This is a genomic window from Streptomyces cyaneochromogenes (genome assembly GCF_003963535.1).
Taxonomy (GTDB): domain Bacteria; phylum Actinomycetota; class Actinomycetes; order Streptomycetales; family Streptomycetaceae; genus Streptomyces; species Streptomyces shaanxiensis.
The window spans coordinates 3,392,446-3,415,669 of sequence record NZ_CP034539.1 but is presented as its reverse complement, the minus strand read 5'-3'; the positions used below and the strand labels follow the sequence as shown (position 1 = coordinate 3,415,669).

Annotated in this window: 24 protein-coding genes and 1 pseudogene; 10 read left to right on the top strand and 15 right to left on the bottom strand. The window is 70.7% G+C overall.

Annotation, left to right across the window (positions count from 1 at the left end; genetic code table 11):
* Window positions 1-53 precede the first annotated feature (53 nt).
* The 3 genes from EJ357_RS15270 to EJ357_RS15260 all read left to right on the top strand — a co-directional run bounded on the left by EJ357_RS15270 (window position 54) and on the right by EJ357_RS15260 (window position 3,533).
* Complete coding sequence (locus EJ357_RS15270; RefSeq protein WP_407698518.1) at window positions 54-950, top strand: 5-dehydro-4-deoxyglucarate dehydratase; 897 nt, start codon at window positions 54-56, stop codon at window positions 948-950.
* On the top strand, window positions 947-2,236 hold the full coding sequence (locus EJ357_RS15265) for a glucarate dehydratase family protein (protein WP_126392145.1): 1,290 nt from the start codon (window positions 947-949) through the stop codon (window positions 2,234-2,236). Before EJ357_RS15270 ends, EJ357_RS15265 begins: the two co-directional genes overlap by 4 nt.
* 178 nt (window positions 2,237-2,414) lie before the next feature.
* Window positions 2,415-3,533 carry a carbohydrate kinase family protein gene (locus tag EJ357_RS15260; RefSeq protein WP_126399512.1) on the top strand — a complete coding sequence of 373 codons (1,119 nt, stop codon included), beginning with the start codon at window positions 2,415-2,417 and terminating at the stop codon, window positions 3,531-3,533.
* 24 nt (window positions 3,534-3,557) lie between these two features.
* On the opposite strand, the gene EJ357_RS15255 is transcribed toward EJ357_RS15260, so the two are convergent.
* Complete coding sequence (locus tag EJ357_RS15255; protein ID WP_126392144.1) at window positions 3,558-4,358, bottom strand: VOC family protein; 801 nt, start codon at window positions 4,356-4,358, stop codon at window positions 3,558-3,560.
* Window positions 4,359-4,468: 110 nt separating this feature from the next.
* On the opposite strand from EJ357_RS15255, the gene EJ357_RS15250 reads away from it, so the two are divergent.
* On the top strand, window positions 4,469-4,879 hold the full coding sequence (locus EJ357_RS15250; RefSeq protein WP_126392143.1) for a nuclear transport factor 2 family protein: 411 nt from the start codon (window positions 4,469-4,471) through the stop codon (window positions 4,877-4,879).
* Between the two features lie 77 nt (window positions 4,880-4,956).
* Here EJ357_RS15250 and EJ357_RS15245 read toward each other — a convergent pair whose 3' ends face one another.
* Entirely contained in the window at window positions 4,957-5,310 is a 354-nt protein-coding gene (locus EJ357_RS15245) for a cytidine deaminase (protein WP_126392142.1), read from the bottom strand.
* Between the two features lie 28 nt (window positions 5,311-5,338).
* Window positions 5,339-6,160, bottom strand: coding sequence for a helix-turn-helix transcriptional regulator (locus tag EJ357_RS15240; RefSeq protein ID WP_228473170.1), 822 nt, complete (start codon window positions 6,158-6,160; stop codon window positions 5,339-5,341).
* A gap of 148 nt (window positions 6,161-6,308) precedes the next feature.
* On the opposite strand from EJ357_RS15240, the gene EJ357_RS15235 reads away from it, so the two are divergent.
* Complete coding sequence (locus EJ357_RS15235) at window positions 6,309-7,784, top strand: MFS transporter (RefSeq protein WP_175647401.1); 1,476 nt, start codon at window positions 6,309-6,311, stop codon at window positions 7,782-7,784.
* Here the strand turns inward: EJ357_RS15235 and EJ357_RS15230 are convergent.
* From EJ357_RS15230 to EJ357_RS15210, 5 genes are read right to left on the bottom strand one after another with little or no spacing between them, the layout of a single operon-like run.
* Window positions 7,746-8,105 carry an MmcQ/YjbR family DNA-binding protein gene (locus EJ357_RS15230; RefSeq protein WP_126392139.1) on the bottom strand — a complete coding sequence of 120 codons (360 nt, stop codon included), beginning with the start codon at window positions 8,103-8,105 and terminating at the stop codon, window positions 7,746-7,748. The two genes, EJ357_RS15235 and EJ357_RS15230, sit on opposite strands and share 39 nt — an antisense overlap.
* Complete coding sequence (locus EJ357_RS15225) at window positions 8,102-8,392, bottom strand: hypothetical protein (RefSeq protein ID WP_126392138.1); 291 nt, start codon at window positions 8,390-8,392, stop codon at window positions 8,102-8,104. Before EJ357_RS15225 ends, EJ357_RS15230 begins: the two co-directional genes overlap by 4 nt.
* Window positions 8,389-9,690, bottom strand: coding sequence for a hemolysin family protein (locus EJ357_RS15220; RefSeq protein WP_126392137.1), 1,302 nt, complete (start codon window positions 9,688-9,690; stop codon window positions 8,389-8,391). Before EJ357_RS15220 ends, EJ357_RS15225 begins: the two co-directional genes overlap by 4 nt.
* Window positions 9,687-10,184: an rRNA maturation RNase YbeY gene (gene ybeY, locus EJ357_RS15215; protein WP_126392136.1), complete on the bottom strand. Its 498-nt coding sequence runs from the start codon at window positions 10,182-10,184 to the stop codon at window positions 9,687-9,689. Before ybeY ends, EJ357_RS15220 begins: the two co-directional genes overlap by 4 nt.
* Before the next feature lie 15 nt (window positions 10,185-10,199).
* Window positions 10,200-11,267, bottom strand: coding sequence for a PhoH family protein (locus EJ357_RS15210; protein WP_126392135.1), 1,068 nt, complete (start codon window positions 11,265-11,267; stop codon window positions 10,200-10,202).
* Window positions 11,268-11,691: 424 nt separating this feature from the next.
* On the opposite strand from EJ357_RS15210, the gene EJ357_RS15205 reads away from it, so the two are divergent.
* Window positions 11,692-12,168: a hypothetical protein gene (locus tag EJ357_RS15205; protein WP_126392134.1), complete on the top strand. Its 477-nt coding sequence runs from the start codon at window positions 11,692-11,694 to the stop codon at window positions 12,166-12,168.
* 62 nt (window positions 12,169-12,230) lie between these two features.
* Here EJ357_RS15205 and EJ357_RS15200 read toward each other — a convergent pair whose 3' ends face one another.
* A complete protein-coding gene (locus EJ357_RS15200) occupies window positions 12,231-12,569 on the bottom strand; it encodes a P-II family nitrogen regulator (RefSeq protein WP_062724541.1) in 339 nt (112 codons plus the stop codon).
* Window positions 12,566-13,389, bottom strand: a pseudogene (locus tag EJ357_RS15195) (ammonium transporter). Before EJ357_RS15195 ends, EJ357_RS15200 begins: the two are co-directional and overlap by 4 nt.
* 51 nt (window positions 13,390-13,440) lie before the next feature.
* Between EJ357_RS15195 and era the strand changes: the two are divergent.
* On the top strand, window positions 13,441-14,400 hold the full coding sequence (gene era, locus EJ357_RS15190; RefSeq protein WP_175647400.1) for a GTPase Era: 960 nt from the start codon (window positions 13,441-13,443) through the stop codon (window positions 14,398-14,400).
* A gap of 169 nt (window positions 14,401-14,569) precedes the next feature.
* Here the strand turns inward: era and EJ357_RS15185 are convergent, their stop codons facing one another.
* Complete coding sequence (locus EJ357_RS15185) at window positions 14,570-15,418, bottom strand: helix-turn-helix transcriptional regulator (RefSeq protein WP_126392132.1); 849 nt, start codon at window positions 15,416-15,418, stop codon at window positions 14,570-14,572.
* A 119-nt stretch (window positions 15,419-15,537) separates the two neighbouring features.
* On the opposite strand from EJ357_RS15185, the gene EJ357_RS15180 reads away from it, so the two are divergent.
* Together EJ357_RS15180 and EJ357_RS15175 are read left to right on the top strand one after the other, a co-directional pair.
* Window positions 15,538-16,392: an NAD-dependent epimerase/dehydratase family protein gene (locus tag EJ357_RS15180; RefSeq protein WP_126392131.1), complete on the top strand. Its 855-nt coding sequence runs from the start codon at window positions 15,538-15,540 to the stop codon at window positions 16,390-16,392.
* A 122-nt stretch (window positions 16,393-16,514) separates the two neighbouring features.
* Complete coding sequence (locus EJ357_RS15175; protein WP_175647399.1) at window positions 16,515-16,910, top strand: peptidase inhibitor family I36 protein; 396 nt, start codon at window positions 16,515-16,517, stop codon at window positions 16,908-16,910.
* 33 nt (window positions 16,911-16,943) lie between these two features.
* Here the strand turns inward: EJ357_RS15175 and EJ357_RS15170 are convergent, their stop codons facing one another.
* The 4 genes from EJ357_RS15170 to EJ357_RS15155 form a co-directional block, all read right to left on the bottom strand.
* Complete coding sequence (locus EJ357_RS15170; protein WP_126392129.1) at window positions 16,944-18,185, bottom strand: MFS transporter; 1,242 nt, start codon at window positions 18,183-18,185, stop codon at window positions 16,944-16,946.
* Window positions 18,182-19,522, bottom strand: coding sequence for a GH1 family beta-glucosidase (locus tag EJ357_RS15165; RefSeq protein WP_126392128.1), 1,341 nt, complete (start codon window positions 19,520-19,522; stop codon window positions 18,182-18,184). Before EJ357_RS15165 ends, EJ357_RS15170 begins: the two co-directional genes overlap by 4 nt.
* A gap of 69 nt (window positions 19,523-19,591) precedes the next feature.
* Window positions 19,592-19,858, bottom strand: coding sequence for a protealysin inhibitor emfourin (locus tag EJ357_RS15160; protein ID WP_126392127.1), 267 nt, complete (start codon window positions 19,856-19,858; stop codon window positions 19,592-19,594).
* A 21-nt stretch (window positions 19,859-19,879) separates the two neighbouring features.
* Entirely contained in the window at window positions 19,880-20,950 is a 1,071-nt protein-coding gene (locus tag EJ357_RS15155; RefSeq protein ID WP_126392126.1) for a M4 family metallopeptidase, read from the bottom strand.
* Between the two features lie 319 nt (window positions 20,951-21,269).
* Here EJ357_RS15155 and leuA point away from each other — a divergent pair, with 319 nt between their 5' ends.
* The gene (leuA, locus tag EJ357_RS15145; protein ID WP_126392125.1) at window positions 21,270-22,991 is read left to right on the top strand and encodes a 2-isopropylmalate synthase; all 1,722 of its coding nucleotides are present in this window, start codon (window positions 21,270-21,272) and stop codon (window positions 22,989-22,991) included.
* Window positions 22,992-23,224 lie beyond the last annotated feature (233 nt).

Below are 23,224 nucleotides of genomic sequence, written 5' to 3'. Positions count from 1 at the left end.
TGAGCCTCGATACGAGCCTCGATACGCGCACCGCCCGGCGTCTGCGGGACGGCATGGCACAGGGCGTGCTGTCGTTTCCGCTCACGAGCTTCCACGAGGACGGCTCACTGGACCCCGACGGCATCCGCGCCTACGTCGCCGCCCAGCTCGCCACCGCCCCCGGCGCCCTCTTCCCCGCCTGCGGCACCGGCGAGTTCTTCTCGCTGGACGAGGACGAGTACCGGCAGGTCGTCTCGATCGCTGTCGAGGAGTCGGGCGGCCGCGTGCCCGTCGTCGCCGGGACCGGCTACGGCTGGGCGCAGGCCGTCCGCTTCGCCCGTGTCGCCGAGGAGGCCGGCGCCGACGCCCTCCTCGTCCTGCCGCACTATCTGATCGCCGCCCCGCAGGACGGCCTGGTCGCCCAGCTGGAGCACATCGCCGCCCGCACCCGCCTCCCGCTCATCGCCTACCAGCGCGGTCAGGTCGCCTTCACCGCTGCCTCGTTGAAGCGGATCGCCGCCATTCCGGACGTCATCGGCCTCAAGGACGGCCACAGCGACCTCGACCGCCTCCAGCGCCTCACCCTCGCCGCCCCCGAGGACTTCCTCTTCTTCAACGGCGCCCTCACCGCCGAGATCCAGGCCCGCGCCTACGCCGCCGTCGGCGTGCCCGCCTACTCCTCCGCCGTCCACGCCTTCGCCCCCGAGATCGCGAACGCCTTCTTCACCGCCCTCCGAGGCGGCGACCACGGCACGGTCGACAAGCTGCTGCGCGACTTCTACGTCCCGCTCGTCGAGCTCCGCGACCGGGTGCCCGGATACTCCGTGTCCCTGGTGAAGGCGGCGGCCCGGCTGCGCGGCCGCCCCGTCGGCCCCGTACGCGCCCCGCTCACCGACCCGACGGCCGCCGACCTGGCCGAGCTGCGCACCCTCCTCGCCGCCGGACTCGACCTCGTAGGAGCCGCCCTGTGAACCTCACGATCACCGATGTCCGCCTGACGCCGATCCTCGTCGCCGATCCGCCGCTGCTGAACACCCAGGGCGTCCACCAGCCGTACACGCCCCGGCTGATCGTGGAGGTCGAGACGCAGGGCGGGGTCGTCGGTGTCGGTGAGACGTACGGCGACACCAAGTACCTGGAGCTCGCCCGGCCGTTCGCGCGGAAGCTGATTGGCCGTCAAGTCGGCGATCTCAACGGCCTGTTCGTCGTCGCCGAGGAGGTCGCCGTCGACCGTTCCCGGGTGTCCGGGCAGGTCGACGTCGGCGGGCTGCGCGGCGTGCAGACCGCCGACAAGCTGCGGCTGTCCGTCGTCTCCGGCTTCGAGGTCGCCTGCCTCGACGCCCTCGGCAAGGCGCTCGGGCTGCCCGTGCACGCGCTGCTCGGCGGCAAGGTGCGGGACGCGGTCGAGTACAGCGCGTACCTGTTCTACAAGTGGGCCGACCATCCGGAGGGCGTGCCCGCGGAGAAGGACGACTGGGGTGCCGCCGTCGATCCGGCCGGGGTCGTCGAGCAGGCACGGCGGTTCAAGGAGCGGTACGGGTTCACGTCCTTCAAGCTCAAGGGCGGTGTCTTCCCACCGGAGGAGGAGATCGCCGCCGTACGGGCGCTCGCGCGGGCCTTCCCCGGGCACCCCCTGCGCCTCGACCCCAACGGGGCCTGGTCCGTGGAGACCTCGCTGAGGGTGGCGCGGGAGCTGGGGGAGGTCCTGGAGTACCTGGAGGATCCGGCCCTCGGTACGGCCGCGATGGCCGAGGTGGCCGCGCGGAGCGGGGTGCCGCTGGCGACCAACATGTGCGTGACGACGTTCGCGGAGATCAAGGAGGCGTTCACCAAGGACGCCGTCCAGGTCGTCCTCTCCGACCACCACTACTGGGGCGGGCTGCGCAACACCCAGCAGCTGGCGGCGATCTGCCGCACCTTCGGCGTCGGGGTGTCCATGCACTCCAACACCCACCTGGGCATCTCCCTGGCCGCGATGACCCACGTGGCGTCGACCGTGCCGAACCTCCACCACGCCTGCGACTCCCACTACCCCTGGCAGTCCGAGGACGTCCTCACCGAGCGCCTCACCTTCGACGACGGCAGGGTCACCGTGCCGGACGCGCCCGGCCTCGGCGTCGAGCTGGACCGCGACCGGCTCGCCGAGCTGCACCGGCGGTGGCTGGAAGACGACGGCTCGCTGCGGGAGCGCGACGACGCGGCCGCCATGCGGATCGCCGATCCCGGGTGGGTGACGCCGACGGTGCCTCGCTGGTAGGAGGCCGCCGACCTGCCAGGACGGGGCGGATCGGGCCGGATCGCCGTGGCGTTGTCGGTGGCGTGGTGCACACTGGCCAGATCAGCACCACGCCAGGGAGCGCACCGTGACCACGCCCACCGCGCCCAACGGGAAGGGACCCTCGCCGCAGGGGAAGGCGGCCATGGCGAAGGCGGCCATGGCAGGCGGGCCGAACCGCCGGGCCCAGGCTGCCCCGTCGGCCCAGGTCGACCCCCTCGCCGGCCTGCGCGCGCCCGCCGACCCGCCCTGGGACGTCTACCTCACGGGCACGGTCTTCCTCGACATCATCTTCACCGGCCTCGACTCGGCCCCGGTGCGCGGGACCGAGTCCTGGGCGCGCGGGATGGGATCGAGTCCGGGCGGCGTCGCGAACATGGCGACGGCCCTGGCCCGCCTCGGTCTGAAGACGTCGCTCGCGGCGGCCTTCGGCGACGACCACTACGGCGAGTACTGCTGGGACGCGCTGGAGCACGGCGAGGGCATCGACCTCTCGCCGTCGCGGACGGTGCCGGGCTGGCACTCGCCGGTGACGGTCTCGATGGCGTACGAGGGGGAGCGCACGATGGTTTCCCACGGCCACGAGCCGCCCCCGGAGGAGCCGGCGCCGGACTGCCCGCCCCGCGCGCGTGCCGCCATCGCCTCCCTGGTGCCCGGCACCCGCGCCCCCTGGATCGCCCAGGCCGCGAGCAAGGGGGCGCGGATCTTCGCCGACGTCGGCTGGGACGACACCGGGGCGTGGGACCTGGCGGGGCTGGCCGACCTGGAGCATTGCGAGGCGTTCCTGCCGAACGCGCAGGAGGCCATGCGGTACACGGGCGCGGAAAGCCCGCGCGAGGCGGCGCACGCACTCACCGAGTACGTCCCGGTCGCGGTGGTCACCCTCGGCGCAGAGGGCGCGTACGCGGTGGACGGCGGGACCGGGGAGACGGCCGTGGTCCCGGCCATCGCGGTGGAGGCCCTCGACCCGACCGGCGCCGGGGACGTCTTCGTCGCCGGCTTCGTCGCCGGCACCCTGGCCGACTGGCCCCTCGCGGACCGCCTAGCCTTCGCGGGCCTGACCGCGGCGCTCTCCGTCCAGGAGTTCGGCGGCTCCCTCTCGGCCCCCGGCTGGGCGGAGATCGGCGCCTGGTGGCGCCAGGTCCAGTCCCTGGAGCAGCAGGACCCCGAGGCCCTGCGCCGGTACGCGTTCCTGGCGGACCTGGTGCCGGAGGACGTGGGGAGACCCTGGCCGCTGCGGCGGGCGGTGCCGACGATCGGGTTCAGACGGTCGGCGTGACAGTGACAGTGCCCGTCGGCCGGGTCAGCTCGGCGTCGCCGGCTTCAGCACCACGAAGTCCGCGTCCGAAGGGTCGAGGCACACCGCCAGGCGCCCCACGCCCTCCGCGTCCGCCGGCCCCATCTGCACGCTGCCACCGCTCTCGGTGACCTTGGCGACCGCGGCGTCGCAGTCGTCGACATTGAAGACCGGGTGCCAGTACGGCCGCCCGCCCGCCAGCGCGAGGTTCTCCTTGGGCAGCTCCATGAGGCCGCCCTGCATACGCTCCTCGGGCTGCCCGGCGGGCGTGATGAGGGTGTACGTGCCCTCGCCGCCCGGCATCGCCATGTCGCTGTACTGCCAGCCGAAGACGGAGCCGTAGAACTCCTTCGCGGCCCCTGCGTCGCTCGTGTACAGCTCGGTCCACGACAGCGACCCCGTCTCGTCCGCCAGCTCGAAGCCCGTGTCCTTCCCCGGCTGCCAGACGGCGAACTGACCGCCCAGCGGGTCGCTGAACTGGGCCATCCGACCCCAGTCCTCGAGGTCCATCGGCGCCACCCGCACCGTGCCGCCCGCGCCCTCGACCGCCTGCTTCGCGGCGTCCGCGTCGGTGACGGTGTAGTAGATCATCCAGGCCGAGCGCGCGCCCTCCTCGGTGAGCTTGCCGAGCCCGGCGACCGTCTTGCCGTCCTTCTTGAACATCCCGCCTTCGAAGTCCTCCGCCTCGCCCATGGGCTCGTACTCCCAGCCGAGCACCGCGCCGTAGAAGGCCGCGGCGGCCCGCACGTCGGGGGCGCCGAGGTCGAGCCAACAGGGGGAGCCGGGAGTGAGGTCGGTGGTGATCATGGCGATTCCCTTCGCAGATCCTCTGACCTCAGCGTGACACCCGGCACTGACAATCGCCCGCCGGATGAACCCCGGGCGCGGGATCGGCCTGCTCTGGTTAGCATCCGGCCATGAGCGACGACGCGAGCGCGACCCCGGAAGCAGGGGACGCCGACCGGATCGCCGCCCTCGCCCACGACTGGGCGGCGGCCATGGTCTCCAACGACCCCGCCCGGATCGCCGACTTCATGGCCGACGACTGGGTCATCGTCTCCGAGTCGGGCATCTCCACCAAGGCGCGGTTCCTGGCACACGTCGACTCCGGCGACCTCACCCACTCGGCGTTCCGGCTCGTCGGCGAGCCGCGCGTCCAGGTGTACGGCGACTCGGCGGTCGTGACGGTACGGGTCACGAACACGGCCCACTACAAGGGCGAGCGCTTCGACGCCGACGAGTGGACGACCGACGTCTTCGTGAGGGGCGACGGCGGCTGGCGCTGCGTGCTCAGCCACATCACGGCGGCGGCCCGGCCCGACGTTTGAGGACGAGGACCCGCCATCCCTGGCCCCCACCCACCCGTGCGGGACGTCATGGGGGGCGCAGCCCCCGGAAACGAACCTCAGCCCGCCGTAACCGTGGAACGAACCGTCCCGTCCGGCCCCGCCACCAGCACCGGCGTCTCGGTCCCGCCCAGATCCCGTACCGCCGCCAGGTCCTGCGCCGACGGCGACTCCGCCTCCGTCACGACCGCCGCCGCCTCCAGCGACTTGGCCCCGGACGCCACCGCCATCGCCACCGCCGTCCGCAGCGCGCTCAGCTTCAGGGAGTCCAGGGCGACGGTCCCGGCGACATACGTACGGCCGGTCTCGTCGCGTACGGCCGCGCCCTCGGGCACGCCGTTGCGGGCCCGGGCGGAACGGGCCAGGGTGACGATCTTGCGGTCCTCGGGGTCGAGCGCGCTGTTGTCGGTCATGACCTGAGCATACGAAGCGACGCCCCGCCTAACCGGCCACGGGGTACATCGCCCCGCGCCGCCCCTCCGGCGAGGCCAGCCACTGAAGCTTCGCCGCCGTGTTCGCCTCGTCCAGCGGCGTGTGCAGGACGATCGACAGATCGGGCCGCACCGGCATCTGCATCACGCTCGACTCCAGGCACAGCACCCCGACCAGCGGATGGTCCAGCTCCTTGCGGATCTGCCCGGCGTCCTCGATGTCCCGCCGCTGCCACAGCTCACCGAACTCCGGGCTGGACGCCTTCGCCTCGGCCAGCACGGCCTGGAACCCCTCGTCGTCGGGGGAGGCCGAGCACACCGCGCGGAACTGGGCCACGACCGTACGGGCGTTCTGCTCCCAGCTCTTCGACCGCGACCGGTACATCGGATCCGTGAAGAAGTCGATCAGGCAGTTCCAGTTCTTGCCGGGGCGCATCCCGAGCACCGTCGCGGCCGCGTCGTTGTACATCACGCCGTTGTAGTACCGGTCCATGATGTGCGCCGGATACGGCATCCACGCGTCGATCAGCCGCCGCAGCCCGTCGCACATGTGCCGCTTCTCGGGCGCCACTTCGCGCTCGGGCGGATTCAGCCCCGCCAGCAGATACAGATGCCGCCGCTCGGCGTTGCTCAGCCGCAGCACCCGCCCCACCGAGTCCAGCACCTGTGGCGACACGGAGATCTCCCGCCCCTGCTCCAGCCACTGGTACCAGGAGGCGCCCACCCCGGCGAGCACGGCCACCTCCTCGCGCCGCAACCCCGGTGTGCGGCGCCGCGCCCCACCGTCCGGCAGGCCCGCCTCGGCCGGCGTCACCCGCGCCCGCCTGCTCATCAGGAACTCGCGCAGCTCGTGCCGCCGCCTGCTCTTCAGCGTGCCCTCGGACACGTACGGATCCCCCTTGTGCTGTTGGCTGGTGGTGCCACCACCAGGACAACTGCCCGCTCCCCACGGCTATTCCGGCGCCTGCAGTCTCTTGCCCATGGCGATCGACACCGACAGTCCCACCCCCGGTTCCACCACCACCCCGCCGCTCGACACCCCCCGGATGTCGACGCGCGACAAACTCGTCCTGTTCGTCCTGTGCGCCGCCCAGTTCATGGTCGCGCTGGACTTCTCCGTACTGAACGTCGCACTCCCCGTCCTCGGCACCGACCTCGGCATGAGCCAGTCGGCGCTGCAGTGGGCGGTCACGGCGTTCGCGCTGCCCTCCGGTGGCTTCCTGCTCCTGTTCGGCCGCATCGGCGACCTCTACGGCCGCCGCAAGCTGTTCCTCATGGGTCTCGCCCTGTTCGCCGCGGCCTCGGTGCTCGCGACGTTCGCCTGGGACCCGGCGTCGTTCCTCGCGGGCCGCGCCCTGCAGGGCCTCGGCGCGGCGGTCATCGTCCCGTCCGGCATGTCCCTGCTCACCACCACCTTCGCCGAGGGTCCCGCCCGGGACCGCGCCCTCGGCATCTCGGGGACGCTGATGTCCCTCGGCTTCACCATCGGCATGGTCGCGGGCGGCGTCCTGACCGACGCGCTCGGCTGGCGCTCCACGATGGGCCTGCTCGCGATCTTCGCGCTGGTCGTGCTGCCCCTCGCGCCCGGCCTGCTGCCCGAGTCCCGCACCCCGGACCGCCCGCACCTGGACGTGCCCGGCGCGATCACCGTCACCGGCGGTCTGCTGTCCCTGATCTACGCCCTGACGACCGCCGCGGACCACGGCTTCGCCCGCACCGACGTCATCGCGACCTTGATCGTCGGCCTCGCGCTCCTCACGGCCTTCGTGGTCGTCGAGTCCCGCACCGAGGCACCGCTGGTCTCCCTGCCCATGCTGCGCCGCCGCACGGTGGCGTGGGGCAACCTGGGCGGTCTGGTCACCTTCTCGATGATGTCGACGGTGGTCTTCGTCCTCACCCTGTACCTGCAGGAGATCCTGAACCTGTCGGCCTGGGAGACGGGCCTGGTCTTCGGCTTCCAGGGCGTCATGTCGGTGATCGCCGGCTCCCTGACCCCGCGGTTCATCGGCCGTCTCGGCGCGCGCCGCACCCTGGTCGTCTCGCTGGCAGGCCAGGGCGCCTTCATCGTGGGCCTGCTGTTCCTGAACGCCGACGCCTGGTCCGTCTGGCTCGCCACGGCCGCCGTCTCGCTGGCCAGCATGTTCCACCTGGGCGCGATCATCTCCTACGGACTGACGGTCACCTCCGGCGTCCCCGACGAGGAGCAGGGCCTGGCCACCGGCCTGGTCACCTCGACCCAGCAGATCGGCCTCACGGTCGGCATCCCGCTGCTGGGCGTCCTCGCGACGACCGCCGACGACCTGCTGTCCGGCACCCGCACGGTCATGGGACTGAACGCGGCGATCGTCCTGGCCGCCGCCGCCCTGATCGCGCTCGGCCTGCGGACCCGGCGCACGGCCGGCTCGGGGACGATCGGCTCAGGGGCGGTCGAGGCGGAGTCGTTCGGCTCGCGGTAGACCGGCCACGACCAGGTCGTACGAGTCCTCGACAAGCTCCCGGACCAGGCGGTCCGGGAGTTCGCCGTCCGCCGTGACCGTGTTCCAGTGCCGCTTGTTCATGTGCCAGCCGGGGACGATCAGGCCGGGGTACTCCTCGCGCAGCCGTACCGCGTTCTCGGGCTCGCACTTGAGGTTGACCTTCAGGGGTTCGGCGTCCAGGTAGGACAGGGCGAAGAGTTTGCCGCCGACCTTGAAGACCGAGGTCTCCGGGCTGAACGGGAAGTCCTCCACCGCCGCGTTGAAGGACAGGCAGAAGGCACGCAGTTCCTGAGGGGTCATACCGGGGTCTCCTCGCAGGTCTCCGGGCGGCCGTGGGCGCACGCGACGCCGTCGCCGCGCACGTCGGTCACATGTCCGTGGCCGCCGAGGTGCACCGTCACCACGGCCGGTTCGTGTTCGACCTCGAAAGGGTCGGCGTCGCCGAAGCCGTACGCCACGACGACGAAGGTCTCCCTGGGCCGCAGCCAGTGGTCACTGCCGTACGGCTCCAGGATCAGCTCGAGCGAGTCCGTGCCCCGGTTGGTGACCCGCATACGGGCCACCGATCCCCCGTCGGCGTCCGTCACCCGTCCTGCTCCTCCTTGGCCCCGGTGGGTCCCACCGGCTCCACGAGCACCGTCACGATCTTGTTCCGGCGGCCGGCCGCCGCCTCCGCCGTCAGCCGCAGCTCACGGCCGTCGGGCAGGTCGACCGTCGACGACGCCCCCGCGATCGGCACCCGGCCCAGCGCCTTCGCCAGCAGCCCGCCGACCGTCTCCACGTCCTCGTCGTCGTACTCGTCGAGGCCGTACAGCTCGCCCAGGTCGGTGATGTCCAGGCGTGCGGTGACCCGGTAGCGGTCCTCGCCCAGTTCCTCCACCGGCGGCAGCTCACGGTCGTACTCGTCGGTGATCTCGCCGACGATCTCCTCGAGGATGTCCTCGATGGTGACGATGCCGGCGGTGCCGCCGTACTCGTCGATGACCACGGCGACGTGGTTGCGCTCCTTCTGCATCTCCCGCAGCAGGTCGCCGGCGTTCTTGGTGTCGGGCACGAAGAACGCGGGCCGCATCGCCGTCGACACCAGCTCGCTCTCCGCGTCCCGGCTGATGTGCGTCTTGCGGGTCAGATCCTTGAGATACACCATCCCGACCACGTCGTCCTCGCTCTCCCCGACGACCGGTATGCGAGAGAAGCCGGAGCGCAGGGCGAGGGTGAGGGCCTGGCGGATGGTCTTGTAGCGCTCGATCACGACGAGGTCGGTGCGCGGGACCATGACCTCCCGCACCAGCGTGTCGCCCAGCTCGAAGATCGAGTGCACCATACGGCGCTCCTCGTCCTCGATCAGCGACTCCTTCTCGGCGAGGTCGACCAGCGCGCGCAGCTCCGCCTCGGAGGCGAAGGGGCCGCGGCGGAAGCCCTTGCCCGGGGTGAGCGCGTTGCCGATGAGGATCAGCAGATAGGGGATCGGCCCCATGATCCGCGCGAGCGGCAGCAGGACGTACGCCGCCGCCGTCGCCGTGTTCAGCGGGTGCTGGCGGCCGATGGTGCGCGGGGAGACCCCGACGGCGACGTACGACACCAGCACCATGACCGCTATGGCGACCAGGAGCGCCTCGGTGGTGCTGTCGAACTCCTGGAGGCAGGCGTACGTGACGATCGCGGCGGCGGCCATCTCGCAGGCCACGCGGACCAGCAGCGCGACGTTCAGATAGCGGGTCGGATCGGCGGCGACCAGCGCGAGCTTCTCGCTGCCGCGCCGCCCGTTGCGTACGGCCTCCTCGGCGCGGAAGCTGGAGACACGCGCCAGGCCCGCCTCCGCGCAGGCGGCGAGCCAGGCGACGACCACCAGAGCGATCGCGCCGGAGATGAGGGTGATGCTCATGACACGGTAGGGGCGGGGGAGGGCCCGGTCAGGCCCTTCTCCGAACGCCAGCCGTCCACGATGGCGGCCTGCAGGCCGAACATCTCGGCCTTCTCGTCGGGCTCCTCGTGGTCGTACCCGAGCAGATGCAGCACTCCATGGACGGTGAGCAGCTGGAGCTCCTCGTCCATGGAATGCTGCGTGGGCGCCTCGGCCCCCTGCTTGGTGGCGACTTCGGGACACAGCACGATGTCACCGAGCAGCCCCTGGGGCGGCTCTTCGTCGTCCTTCGACGGCGGCCGCAGCTCGTCCATCGGGAAGGACATGACATCGGTGGGCCCGGGCAGGTCCATCCACTGGATGTGCAGTTGCTCCATGGCGTCGGCGTCCACGACGATCACCGAGAGCTCGGAGAGCGGGTGGATGCGCATCCGTGCGAGTGCGTAGCGGGCGATGTCGAGGATCGCCTGCTCGTCGACCTCGGTTCCGGACTCGTTGTTGACGTCGATCGACATGGTCGCGCGTGTTCTCTACTTCCCCTTGTGCCCGGCCTTGCCGCCACGGCCCTTGTGCGTGCCGTTCTGGGTGCCGTGCTTGCTGTCGTACAACTCGTACGCGTCGACGATACGGCCGACCAGCTTGTGCCGGACGACATCGTGGGACGAGAGCCGGGAGAAGTGGACGTCGTCGAGGCCGTCCAGGATGTCCTGCACCTGCCGCAGACCGGACTTGGTGCCGTCCGGGAGATCGACCTGGGTCACGTCACCGGTGATGACTATCTTCGAGTCGAAGCCGAGACGGGTGAGGAACATCTTCATCTGCTCGGGGCTGGTGTTCTGGGCCTCGTCCAGGATGATGAAGGCGTCGTTCAGCGTGCGGCCGCGCATGTAGGCCAGCGGCGCGACCTCGATGGTCCCGGCGGCCATGAGCCTCGGGATGGAGTCGGGGTCGAGCATGTCGTGCAGCGCGTCGTACAGCGGGCGCAGGTACGGGTCGATCTTCTCGTAGAGCGTGCCCGGGAGGAACCCGAGCCGCTCGCCCGCCTCGACCGCGGGTCGGGTCAGGATGATGCGGTTGACCTGCTTGGACTGCAGGGCCTGCACCGCCTTGGCCATGGCGAGGTAGGTCTTGCCCGTACCGGCGGGGCCGATGCCGAAGACGATCGTGTGCTTGTCGATCGCGTCGACGTACCGCTTCTGGTTGAGGGTCTTGGGGCGGATCGTGCGGCCGCGGGAGGAGAGGATGTTCTGGGTGAGGACCTCGGCCGGAGTCTCCTCCGGTCCCTCGCCGTTCTCACTTGCCCTGAGCATCGCGATCGAGCGTTCCACTGCGTCCTCCGTCATCGGTTGTCCGGTGCGGAGCACCAGCATCATCTCGTCGAACAGACGCTGGACAAGGGCGACTTCATGGCTGTCGCCGAGCGCGCTGATCTCATTGCCCCGGACATGGATGTCGGTCGCCGGGAAGGCCTTCTCGATCACGCGCAGAAGCGAGTCGCCGGACCCCAGGACGGTCACCATGGGGTGCTGGGCGGGGACGGTGAACTGTGCTCGTGCCTGCCCCTGCGCGGGGGTGTGAGCTGTGGGTGTCTGAGTCATGGGCCGGCTCTGTAGGCCTGCTCATCCTCCTCGATACGACTCGCCTGCCACGTGGGCGGCCTGGCGATTTCAAGAGTACGCCGGAGGACTGACAACGCCGTAGGCCTTTTCGCGGTGGCCCTGTTCACGGGCGGCCGGGCTTCTCGCGGCTCCTCGCGGCCGGTACCCGTCCGGTCACACTCCGCTGTTCCGGGCGCCGTTGTCGGCGGAGCCCGCCCCGAGGGAGAGCGCTTGTTGTCGTCCGGAAATCACCCTTGCCGGGCCCCGCCCCACGCGTATCAATGGAAACAGCAGTTCCGACGGGTCGTCAGATTCACCCCCCCATGCGGCGTCCCGCACCACGCTCGCCTGCGGCCGACGGCCTGCTCATGTACCTCCCGTCCATCCCCACATGGCAATCCCCACGGGAAGGGAGCTCATCCCCATGAGACGAACGCGCATCGGAGCAGGTGCGGCGCTGGTGGCCGGTGCCCTCGCGGTCACCGGACTGGCCTTCGCGCCCGCAGCCCTCGCCGTCACCCCCGAAACCGCCACGATCACCGCCGACTGCGGCAGCTTCGGCGGCGGCGAGGCCACCCTCACGGCGACGCAGAACGGCACCGCCGCCACCATCACCGTCAACTCCTCCGCGATCACCGCGCCGATCGCGCTGGGGGAGGACTCGATCTCCTCGACGCTCACCCTCGTGAAGGCGAGCGGCGGCACCACCGCCTTCACCGGCACGGAGAACCCGGCGATGGCCGCCGGCGACCCCGTCCAGGTCGGCCCGCTCAGCGGCACCGTCGCCTCCGGGGACAGCCTGGAGGCCTTCGGCGGCTCGCTGCAGATGACCGTCTTCGGCATCACCATCACGTGCACGGCGACCGGGCCGCAGTCGCCGGGCCCGTTCGTGTTCGACTGACCCACACGGCGCGCGTGACGCGCTGACGTTCCGAAGGGGGGCGCGGTCCCGGCGTCCGGCGCTTACAGCGCGTCGGGGCCGCGCTCGCCCGTCCGCACCCGTACGACCGTGTCGACCGGCAGCGCCCAGACCTTGCCGTCGCCGATCTTGCCGGTCTGGGCGGCCTTCACGATGGCGTCGATGACGTCGTCGGCCGCCGCGTCGTCCACGACGACCTCGATCCGGACCTTGGGCACCAGGTCCACCTGGTACTCGGCGCCGCGGTACACCTCGGTGTGGCCACGCTGGCGGCCGTAGCCGCTCGCCTCGGTCACGGTCAGACCGTGCACACCGATCTCCTGGAGAGCGGTCTTGACCTCGTCGAGCCGGTACGGCTTGACGATCGCGGTGATCAGCTTCATGCCTGCTTGTGGACCTTCTGCGTGGCGGGGACGGGGGAGGAGACGGACGCGGTGACCGGGTCGCCGTGCCCCAGGACCCCGTGATCGTAGGCGCTCTCGGCGTGCACCGTAAGGTCCAGGCCGGTGTGCTCCTGCTCCTCGCTCGCCCGGAAGCCCATGGCCTTGTCGATGACCTTGGCGATGCCGTACGTGACGAGGAAGGCGTATGCCGCCACGGCCACGATCGCCACCAGCTGCTTGCCGAGTTGCGCGAGCCCGCCGCCGTACAGCAGCCCTTCGGCCCCGCCCGTCATCGTCGCCGTCGCGAAGACGCCGATCAGCCGACCAGGCCGGTGCAGCCGGCGGCGAGGGTGTCGAGGAAGACGGCGGCCGCGAGGCCGTCGGCGCCGAGGGCCCACACGGGCACGAACACGATCCACGCCCCGAACTTCGCCCGGTCCGCGACCGCGCCGCTGATCAGCGCGGCGGTGATGATCGCGAAGGTGAGCTGGAAGGTGGCGAAGAGGAGGGTGGGGACGGTGCCCTGGACGCTGTCCGGGCCGAGGCCCGACATGCCGGCGAGGTCGAGCCCGCCGATGAGGCCGCCGAACGCGTCGTCCCCGAAGGCGAGCGAATACCCGCAGGCCAGCCACACGACCGTGACCAGGGCGATGGACACGAAGCTCATCATCAGCATGTTGAGGACGCTCTTCGTGCGGACCATGCCGTCGTAGAACAGGGCCAGGCCCGGGGTCATCAGCAGCACGACGGCGGTGGCGGCGAGCAGCCAGGCGGTGTCGCCGGTGTCGCCGGTGTCGACGCTTGCGGCAGCGAGGGGCACGGTGTCTCTGGGTCGCTCCCTTGTACGGCAGGGGGTTGTGGATCAGGGAGAATGGGCGCCATGAGCGTTCGCCACCAGTCATCCGAGCCGTCCGAGGCACCCCACCGCGCCGGCTTCGCCTGCTTCGTGGGCCGCCCTAACGCGGGCAAGTCCACCCTTACGAATGCTCTGGTCGGCCAGAAGGTGGCGATCACCGCGAACCAGCCGCAGACGACGCGGCACACGGTGCGCGGCATCGTGCACCGGCCCGACGCCCAGCTGATCCTGGTCGACACCCCGGGACTGCACAAGCCGCGCACGCTGCTGGGCGAGCGGCTGAACGACGTCGTACGCACCACCTGGGCCGAGGTCGACGTGATCGGTTTCTGCCTGCCCGCGAACGAGAAGCTCGGTCCCGGTGACCGTTTCATCGCGAAGGAACTGGCGTCGATCAAGAAGACGCCGAAGATCGCGATCGTCACCAAGACCGATCTGGTGGATCCGAAGACCCTGGCCGAGCAGTTGATCGCGATCGATCAGCTGGGCAAGGAGCTCGGGTTCGAGTGGGCCGAGATCGTTCCCGTCTCGGCGGTCGGCGACAAGCAGGTGGGTCTGCTGGCCGATCTGATCGTCCCGCTTCTGCCGGAGGGTCCCGCTCTCTACCCCGACGGTGAGCTCACCGACGAGCCCGAGCAGGTCATGATCGCGGAGCTGATCCGTGAGGCCGCGCTGGAGGGTGTGCGCGACGAGCTGCCCCACTCCATCGCCGTCGTGGTGGAGGAGATGCTGCCGCGTGAGGACCGGCCCGCCGACAAGCCGCTCCTCGACATCCACGCGTTCGTCTACATCGAGCGGCCCAGCCAGAAGGGCATCATCATCGGGCCCAAGGGGAAGCGGTTGAAGGAGGTCGGGATCAAGTCGCGCAAGCAGATCGAGGCGTTGCTCGGGACGCCGGTGTTCCTGGACCTTCATGTGAAGGTGGCGAAGGACTGGCAGCGGGATCCTCGGCAGTTGCGGAAGTTGGGGTTCTGAGGGTTCTTCTCGCCCCCGCCGCCCCTACCCGTCCCGTCCCTGGGGGCTGCCGCCCCCAGACCCCCGCTTCGGCCCTGAACGGGCCTCGTCCTCAAACTCCCCCAGAGGGGGCACCCCCAACGGGCTGAAATGCCGGGACCGGCGCCGAGATGCGATGGCCCCCGTGCTGTCATTTCCGGCTCGGTGCCATGTCCTGCAGACCCACCACCCGCAACAACTGCAGCCGCTCGTACGCCTCCGTCCCCGGTCGTGCCGTGTGCACGATCAGGAGGTGGTGGTGCTGGTGGCTGAGCATGACCTCGCAGTCCAGTTCCAGCAGGCCGACCAAAGGGTGCAGGAAGCGCTTCGTGGCGCGGTTGCGCTGGGACACCTCATGTTCGTCCCAGAGGCGGGCGAACTCCTCGCTGGATGACCTGAGTTCGGCGACCAGCGCGGCCGGTTCCGGGTCGTCGGGGCGGGCGGCGGCCACCGCGCGCAGGCTCGCGACGTGGCCGCGGGCGTGTTCCGCGCGGTCCTCCTCAGGGAACAGGCCGCGTGCGTCCGGGTCCAGGAAGAACAGGCGGGCCAGGTTGCGCTCGCGCGGAGGGCGGGACATCACGTCGCCGACCAGCGCCCTGGCCATGGCGTTCTGGGCGAGTACCTCGCCGCAGTCGGTCACCACCTGTGCCGGGGTGTCGTGCAGGCGGTCCAGGATCAGCAGCAGGCCGGGGCGGACATGCCCGGACGCCGTCTCGCGGCGCGGCGGCTCCTCGCCGGCCAGGTGGAACAGGTGGTCGCTCTCGACGTCGGCGAGGCGCAGCGCCCGGGCCAGCGCCGTCAGCATCTGGCGGGACGGACGCGGCCCCCGGGACTGCTCCAGCCGCGCGTAGTAGTCCACGGACATCCCGGCCAGCGCCGCCACCTCCTCCCGGCGCAGCCCCGGCGTACGGCGGCGGGTGCCGGCCGTGAGGCCCACGTCGGACGGGTCGAGGCGGGCACGGCCGCGGCGGAGGAAGTCGGCGAGTTCGGCTCGGTTCACCCCTCAAGGCTGCGGCACGCCGCCCGGCTTATCCAGGGACTGCCGATCCCCTGATCAACGGGTCTCTCCCGCGCGCACCGGCTCCGTCCGAGGGTGGTCGGTGACGAGAGGAGCAGAACATGCTGACGCTGGTGACAGGTACGACGGGTCAGGTAGGCCGCCGCTTCACGCCGAGGCTGCTGGCGCAGGCCCGGCCGGGGGAGCGCGTGCGGGTGCTGGTGCGGGACGCGGCGCGCGGAGAGCCCTTCGCCGAGCTGGGCGCCGAGGTCGTCGTCGGTGATCTGCGGGACGCGGAGGTGCTGGGCAAGGCGGTCGCCGGGGTCGACGCGGTCGTGAACGTCGCAGCGTCCTTCCGCGGGGTCCCGGACGAGGAGGCCCGGGCCGTCAACCGGGACGCGGCGGTGGAGCTGGGGCGCGCCGCGCTGGCCGCCGGGGTGGGGAGGTTCGTGCAGGTCAGCACGGGACTGGTGTACGGCGTCGGACGGCGTCGCCCGCTCACCGAGGACGACGAGACCCGGCCCGGCGGGGCGATGTGGGGCGCCTACCCCGAGTCCAAGGCCGAGGCCGAGCGGGAGCTGCTCGCCATGGAAGGGCTGGACGTGCGCGTCGCCCGGCTCCCCTTCGTCTACGGCGAGGGCGATCCGCATCTCGCCCAGTCCCTGATGTGGGCCCGGAACTGGGCGGCCACCCAACGGCTCCAGATGGGCCATCACGCGGACGTCGCCCAGGCGCTGCTGCGCATCCTGCACGCGCCGGGCATCGCGGGCCGCGTCTACAACATCGCCGACGACGCCCCCGTCACGGCGGTCGAGCTGCACCAGCTCAACGGGGTCGAGGTTCCCGAGGAGCTGTATGACCGCACCGATCCCGACCCGTGGCTCGTGATCACCTCCACGGAGCGGATCCGCCGTGAGCTGGGGTATCGGCCGCTGTTCCCCAGTGTTTACGCGGCCCGGGAGGCCGGAGCGCTGTGACCGGCCTCCGGTTGCCTGACAGATGTCAGGGACCGGAGCCTTGAACCATGCGTGATGCTGGCCACTTGGGGGCGGCCGAATTGACCACGGCTGCCCCGAGTGACCGAAAACGGAGGGGCGACATGGTGAAGACACGGTTGCGCGCGAAGGCCGGCGTGGGTGTGGCGGCAGTGCTGATGATGGCCGCCATGGGTGTGGCGTCGGCGCCGTCGGCGGCGGCCGCCCCGGCGGACTGTCCGAGGGAATACGTCTGCGTCTGGAACAACGACACGGCGTCGGGCAAGCCGAAGTGGAAGTCGAAGGGGAATCTGTACGACCTGCACTCCGAGAAGGGGGTGACCATCGTCAACAACGGTGTGCGCCAGCCGGGTGCCGACCACATCTGGTACAACCTCACCGCCACGCCGGAGAACGGCGGCAACTTCAAGGGCTGCCTGCACTACCCGAACGACACCAACATGGTGACCTTCGAGGGCCCCGTCACCCTGCACAGCGCACGGTGGGGCGGCGAATGCTGAGCTGATCGCCTCCCGGCCCGGCCGCCCCGGCCCCTAGTCCACACCCCTGATCCGCCCCACCAGCACCGCCCCGGCCAGCCCCACCGCCGCCGCCACCAGGTACAGCATCCGGTAGCCGCCCAGGTGGGTGACGATCGGCGCGGCGAGGGCGGGCGCCGCGACCTGGGGCAGGGCGTTGGCCACGTTGATGACGCCGAGGTCCTTCCCGCGGTCCCGTGCCTCGGGCAGGACGTCGGTCATCAGCGCGAAGTCGACCGACATGAACACCCCCAGGGCCACGCCCAGCAATGCCGCCACGACGATGGCGCCCGCCCAGGTCTGCCAGACGGCCAGCAGGGCGGTGGCCGCCGCCATCAGCACCCCGGACCACCTCACGAAGGGCTTGCGGCGGCCCACGCGGTCCGACCAGACCCCGCCCACCACGACCGTGGCCAGCAGCGCCACGCTGTCCACGGCGGTGAGGATCAGCACGCCCTGCTCGGGGTCGTCGTGGTGCAGGCGGTCCCGGAGGTAGTAGAGCAGATAGAGGATGACCAGCGCGTTGCTGAGGTTGATCAGGAACCGGGTCAGCCAGGCCCAGCCGAAGTCCGGGTGGCGGCGCGGGCTCAGCCAGAAGCCCCGCGCGAACGACCGCCAGGACCACGCCGGCCGGTCCGCCGCCCCCAGCCGGAGATCCGGGTACCGGAGCACGTACGGCAGCACCCCCACCGTCACGAACACCGCGCACGCCGCGTACCCCGCCGCGATCCCGCCCGCCGCCGTCGCCAGCCCCGTCCCGGCGACCGCCCCGAGGATCTGCGCCGCCCCCAACCAGCCGCCCACCGCGCCCCGTTGGAGCCGCGGCACGCGGTCCGGTACGGCCGCCGTGACCGCCGCGAAGGCCGCGTTCAGGGTCAGCTGGACCAGGCTCCAGCCGACCGCCATCGCCCACAGCCCGCCCGCCCCGGCGAGCAGCAGCAGCGACAGCGCCCCGCCCGCCGCACCGGCCACGATCCACGGCGTACGGCGGCCCCAGCGGGCCGTGGTGCGGTCCGACAGGGCGCCGAAGAACGGGTTGGCCGCCAGCGACACTGCCGCGCCCGCGCCCGTCACCCAGGCCAGCAGCGTCTCCTTCGACATCCCCGTGCCGGGCGCGAAGTCCTCCGCCTGCTGGGCCAGCAGGATCTGCAGCGGGCCGTACCAGCCCACCCAGATCGCCACGTTGGCCAGCGACAGCGCAGCGGTCCAGCCCCGGCCGACCCGCTCCGTGGGTTCGGCCAGGGCGTCGACCGTCATCCCTGGGCCTGCGCCCGGAGCACGTCCCGCAGCCAGCCGTACGACGCCTTGGGCGTCCGCGTCAGCGTCTCGTAGTCCACATGGACCAGCCCGAACCGGCGCGCGTAGCCCTCGGCCCACTCGAAGTTGTCCAGCAACGACCAGACGAAGTAGCCCCGTACGTCCACGCCCGCCTCCACCGCCTTGTGCAGCGCGCGGATGTGACCGTCCAGGTAGGCGATCCGCTCCTGGTCGTCGACCCCCTCGTACGAGCAGCCGTTCTCGGTGATGACGATGGGCGGCAGCCGGTCGCCGTACCGCTCCCGGAAGCCGGTGAGCAGCTCCGTCAGACCCTCGGGGACCACCGGCCAGCCGAAGTCGGTCGTCGGCACGCCCTCGATCTCCCGTACGGAGAAGGGGAGTTCGGCGGGCATGCTCACCCCGCCGAACTCGATCTCCGTGCCCTGCGGGGCGCCCACGCGGGTCGGCGCGTAGTAGTTGACGCCGTAGAAGTCGAGGGGCTCCGCGATGATCTTCAGGTCGGAGTCCACATCCCCTGGCATCAACTCGCCGATTCCGTGCGGGTATTCGCCCAGCAGGACCGGGTCGGAGAACAGTCGGTTGAGCAGCAGGTCGTAGAAGTCGGCCGCCTCCGCGTCCGCCTGTTCCTGCGACGCCGGCCACGTCGGCCCGTGCGAGTTGGCGATGCCGATGTCCGTGGCGCCGGCCGCGCGCAGGGCCTGGACGGCCAGGCCGTGGGCCAGCAGCTGGTGGTGGGCGGCGGGGAGGGCGTCGAAGAGGAGCCGCTTGCCCGGGGCGTGGGTGCCGAGGGCGTGGCCGAGGAGGGTGTGTTCGGCGGGTTCGTTGATCGTGATCCACTTCTGGACGCGGTCGCCCAGGCGCTCGGCGACCACCGAGACGTACTCGGCGAAACGGGCGGCGGTGTCCCGGTCGAGCCAGTCCAGGGCGACCGGCAGATCCCAGTGGAAGAGCGTCGGCACCGGCCGTACGCCCCCCGCGCACAGCTCGTCGACCAGACGGTCGTAGAAGTCGAGGCCCTGCGGCGCGTTCACCCGCGGCCAGGAGACCGAGAAGCGGTACGCGCCCACGCCCAGGCGGGCCAGTAGCGCCACGTCCTCGGGGTAGCGGTGGTAGTGGTCGCAGGCCACCGCGGCCGTGGAGCCGTCCTTCACCTTGCCCGGCTCGGCCGTGAAGGCGTCCCACACGGATGCCCCGCGCTCGTCCGTCGCACCCTCGATCTGGTGGGCCGAGGTCGAGACGCCCCACAGGAAGCCGGCCGGGAACTGCGGTATCGGGTTCGTCGCGCCGCGCGCATCAGTCACCATGCGCCGGATCATCCGTACCGGCGGTAACGGAAGTCAACGCCCCGGCGTGAACTACCCGTTACCGCCCATCGCGTGAGCCCGTCACGCTCCTTCCTTCAGCACCCTGGAGATCAGCTTGCGCTGCTCGTCCGTGAGCCGGGGATCCGAGCAGTACACCGTCTTGCCGTCCACGGTGATCTGGTAGCTGAAGCCGTCCGGAACCCCGATCGGGGGCGTGCCCCGGCCGGCCGCGACCGCGCGATCGGCCAGGGCGTGCCACTCCTGGGCGTCGGGCCGCTCCGAGGTGTCCACCTCGGCGAGCCGCTCGATGCCCGCGAATCCACCCGTGCGCCGTACCTGAATACGCATGGGTCCCTGTCTAGTACGGACTTACGGGATCCGCACCCCGACCTGCTCCCACGCCTTCGACACGGCCTGGAGCTCCTCGCCGCCGTCGCCGAAGCGCTCGCGCGCGGCCTTGACGGTAAGCCCCGCGAAGTCGGTGAACAGGGCCCGGTCCGACAGCTCGCCGCCGGTCAGGACGTCGTACCAGATCTGGCCCGCCTTCTCCCAGGCGTTGCCGCCGAGCGCGGTGGCGGCCAGGTAGAAGGCGTGGTTGGGGATGCCGGAGTTGATGTGGACGCCGCCGTTGTCGCGGCCGGTGCGGACGTAGTCGTCCATGGTCGCGGGCTGCGGGTCTTTGCCGAGCACGTCGTCGTCGTACGCACTGCCCGGCTCCTTCATGGAGCGCAGGGCCTTGCCGGAGACGCTGGGGGCGAGCAGGCCGGCGCCGATCAGCCAGTCGGCCTCGGCGGCGGTCTGGCCGAGCGTGTACTGCTTGATCAGGGCGCCGAAGACATCCGACATGGACTCGTTCAGCGCGCCGGGCTGGCCGTAGTAGGTCAGGTTGGCCGTGTACTGCGTGACGCCGTGGGTGAGCTCGTGGCCGATGACGTCGATCGGGATGGTGAAGTCGAGGAAGATCTCGCCGTCACCGTCGCCGAACACCATCTGCTCGCCGTTCCAGAAGGCGTTGTTGTAGTTCTCGTCGTAGTGGACGGTGGCGTCCAGGGGCAGGCCGTCGCCGTCGATGGAGTGCCGCCGGTAGGCCTTGAGGAAGAGCTCGAAGGTCGCGCCGAGGCCGGAGTAGGCCCGGTTGACGGTGGCGTCCTGGCCGGGGTCCTGGCCCTCGCCGCGGACCTTGGTGCCGGGCAGGGCGGCCTTGTGCTCGGCGTCGTAGATGGTGCGCAGCGGCTGGTCCGACGGTGCCTTCGCCGTCGGGGCGGCCGCGAGGGCGAACTCGGTCGTGACGCGGCGCCTGCCGCGCAGCTCGCTGTCTCGCATCAAGGTCCGCTGGGCGGGACCGGAGAGTGCGGGGTCGTCGTTGCGGGCCAGCTTGTCGAGGACATGCGGCGGTACGACGGTGCAGAAGACGGGCACGAAGCCCCCGTTGGTCGTCATGCCCGGCACACTTGCACTGAGTTATGCCGCTGTCACTACCCGCAACCATGATTGGTGAAATATGCGGACAGGGGACCGCACGCTCTGTGACGAAGTGGTATGGCGCACTTTTTGCCCCATTCGTTCCAGGGGTCCCGCATACTGATACGGCGCCCCGCGTCCGAAGGGGCTCGGCTAGCATGCGGAGCATCATGCGTTTCGGGCTGCTTCTTCTTAGCTGCCGCGGCGAGGGCCTGTAGTCCAGGTCGACTCCCTCCCCGCGGAGCTTCGCGTTGCGTCGTCGGCCGTCCTTCCGGACATCCTGAGGAGCCCCGCAAACATGGCGAACCGCCAGCAGCCCAGTTCCATGCCGATCCACAAGTACGGCCGCTACGAGCAGGTCGACATCCCGGACCGCACCTGGCCGGACAACCGCGTCACCGTCGCCCCCCGCTGGCTCTCCACCGACCTGCGTGACGGCAACCAGGCCCTGATCGACCCGATGTCGCCCGAGCGCAAGCGCCGGATGTTCGACCAGCTGGTCAAGATGGGCTACAAGGAGATCGAGGTCGGCTTCCCGGCGTCGGGCCAGACGGACTTCGACTTCGTACGGTCGATCATCGAGGAGCCGGGCGCGATCCCCGACGACGTCACCATCTCCGTACTGACCCAGGCCCGCGAGGACCTGATCGAGCGGACCGTCGAATCGCTGAAGGGCGCCAAGCGGGCGACCGTCCACCTGTACAACGCCACCGCGCCGGTCTTCCGCCGGGTCGTCTTCCGTGGCTCCAAGGACGACATCAAGCAGATCGCCGTCGACGGCACGCGCCTGGTCATGGAGTACGCCGAGAAGCTGCTGGGCCCGGAGACCGAGTTCGGCTACCAGTACAGCCCCGAGATCTTCACCGACACCGAGCTGGACTTCGCGCTGGAGGTCTGCGAGGCGGTGATGGACGTCTACCAGCCCGGTCCGGGCCGCGAGATCATCCTCAACCTGCCCGCCACGGTGGAGCGTTCGACCCCCTCGACGCACGCGGACCGCTTCGAGTGGATGAGCCGCAACATCTCCCGCCGCGAGCACGTCGTCATCTCCGTCCACCCGCACAACGACCGCGGTACGGCCGTCGCCGCCGCCGAGCTGGCGCTGATGGCCGGCGCCGACCGCGTCGAGGGCTGTCTGTTCGGGCAGGGCGAGCGCACCGGCAACGTCGACCTGGTCACCCTGGGCATGAACCTGTTCTCGCAGGGCGTCGACCCGCAGATCGACTTCTCCGACATCGACGAGATCCGTCGTACGTGGGAGTACTGCAACCAGATGGAGGTCCACCCGCGCCACCCGTACGTGGGCGACCTGGTCTACACGTCCTTCTCCGGCTCCCACCAGGACGCCATCAAGAAGGGCTTCGACGCCATGGAGGCCGACGCGGCCGCCAAGGGCGTCACGGTCGACGACATCGAGTGGGCCGTTCCCTACCTGCCGATCGACCCCAAGGACGTCGGCCGCTCCTACGAGGCGGTCATCCGCGTCAACTCGCAGTCCGGCAAGGGCGGTATCGCGTACGTCCTGAAGAACGACCACAAGCTGGACCTGCCGCGCCGGATGCAGATCGAGTTCTCCAAGATCATCCAGGCGAAGACGGACGCCGAGGGCGGCGAGGTCACCGGCGGCGACATCTGGGCGACCTTCCAGGACGAGTACCTGCCGAACCCGGAGAACCCGTGGGGTCGTATCCAGGTCAAGAACGGCCAGTCGACGACGGACACGGACGGCGTGGACACGCTGAAGGTGGAGGCGACGGTCGACGGCGTCGACACCGTCCTGTCCGGTACCGGCAACGGTCCGATCTCGGCCTTCTTCGACGCGCTGGACGCCGTGGGTGTGGACGCGCGGCTGCTGGACTACCAGGAGCACACGATGAGCGAGGGCGCGTCCGCGCAGGCCGCGTCGTACATCGAGTGTGCGATCGACGGCAAGGTGCTGTGGGGGATCGGCATTGACGCCAATACGACGCGGGCGTCGCTGAAGGCGGTTGTGTCGGCCGTCAACAGGGCGGCTCGTTGACGGTTCGCTCCGGAGGGGGCGCGTAAGGGGAGTGCCGCTATGGACTGTCGGGCGGCCGCGGGTCGTTCGTGGCTGGTCGCGCAGTTCCCCGCGCCCCTTTGGCGGCGCCGCTGACCCCGGCGATCAGAGGCCCCGTCCGCCGTGATTTCGGTGGGCGGGGCACGTCTGTTTCCGGCCATTGACCTGTGCAGGTCACGGAAAGGTCTCGTTCGGGGTACTGACTCCGCGTCCGT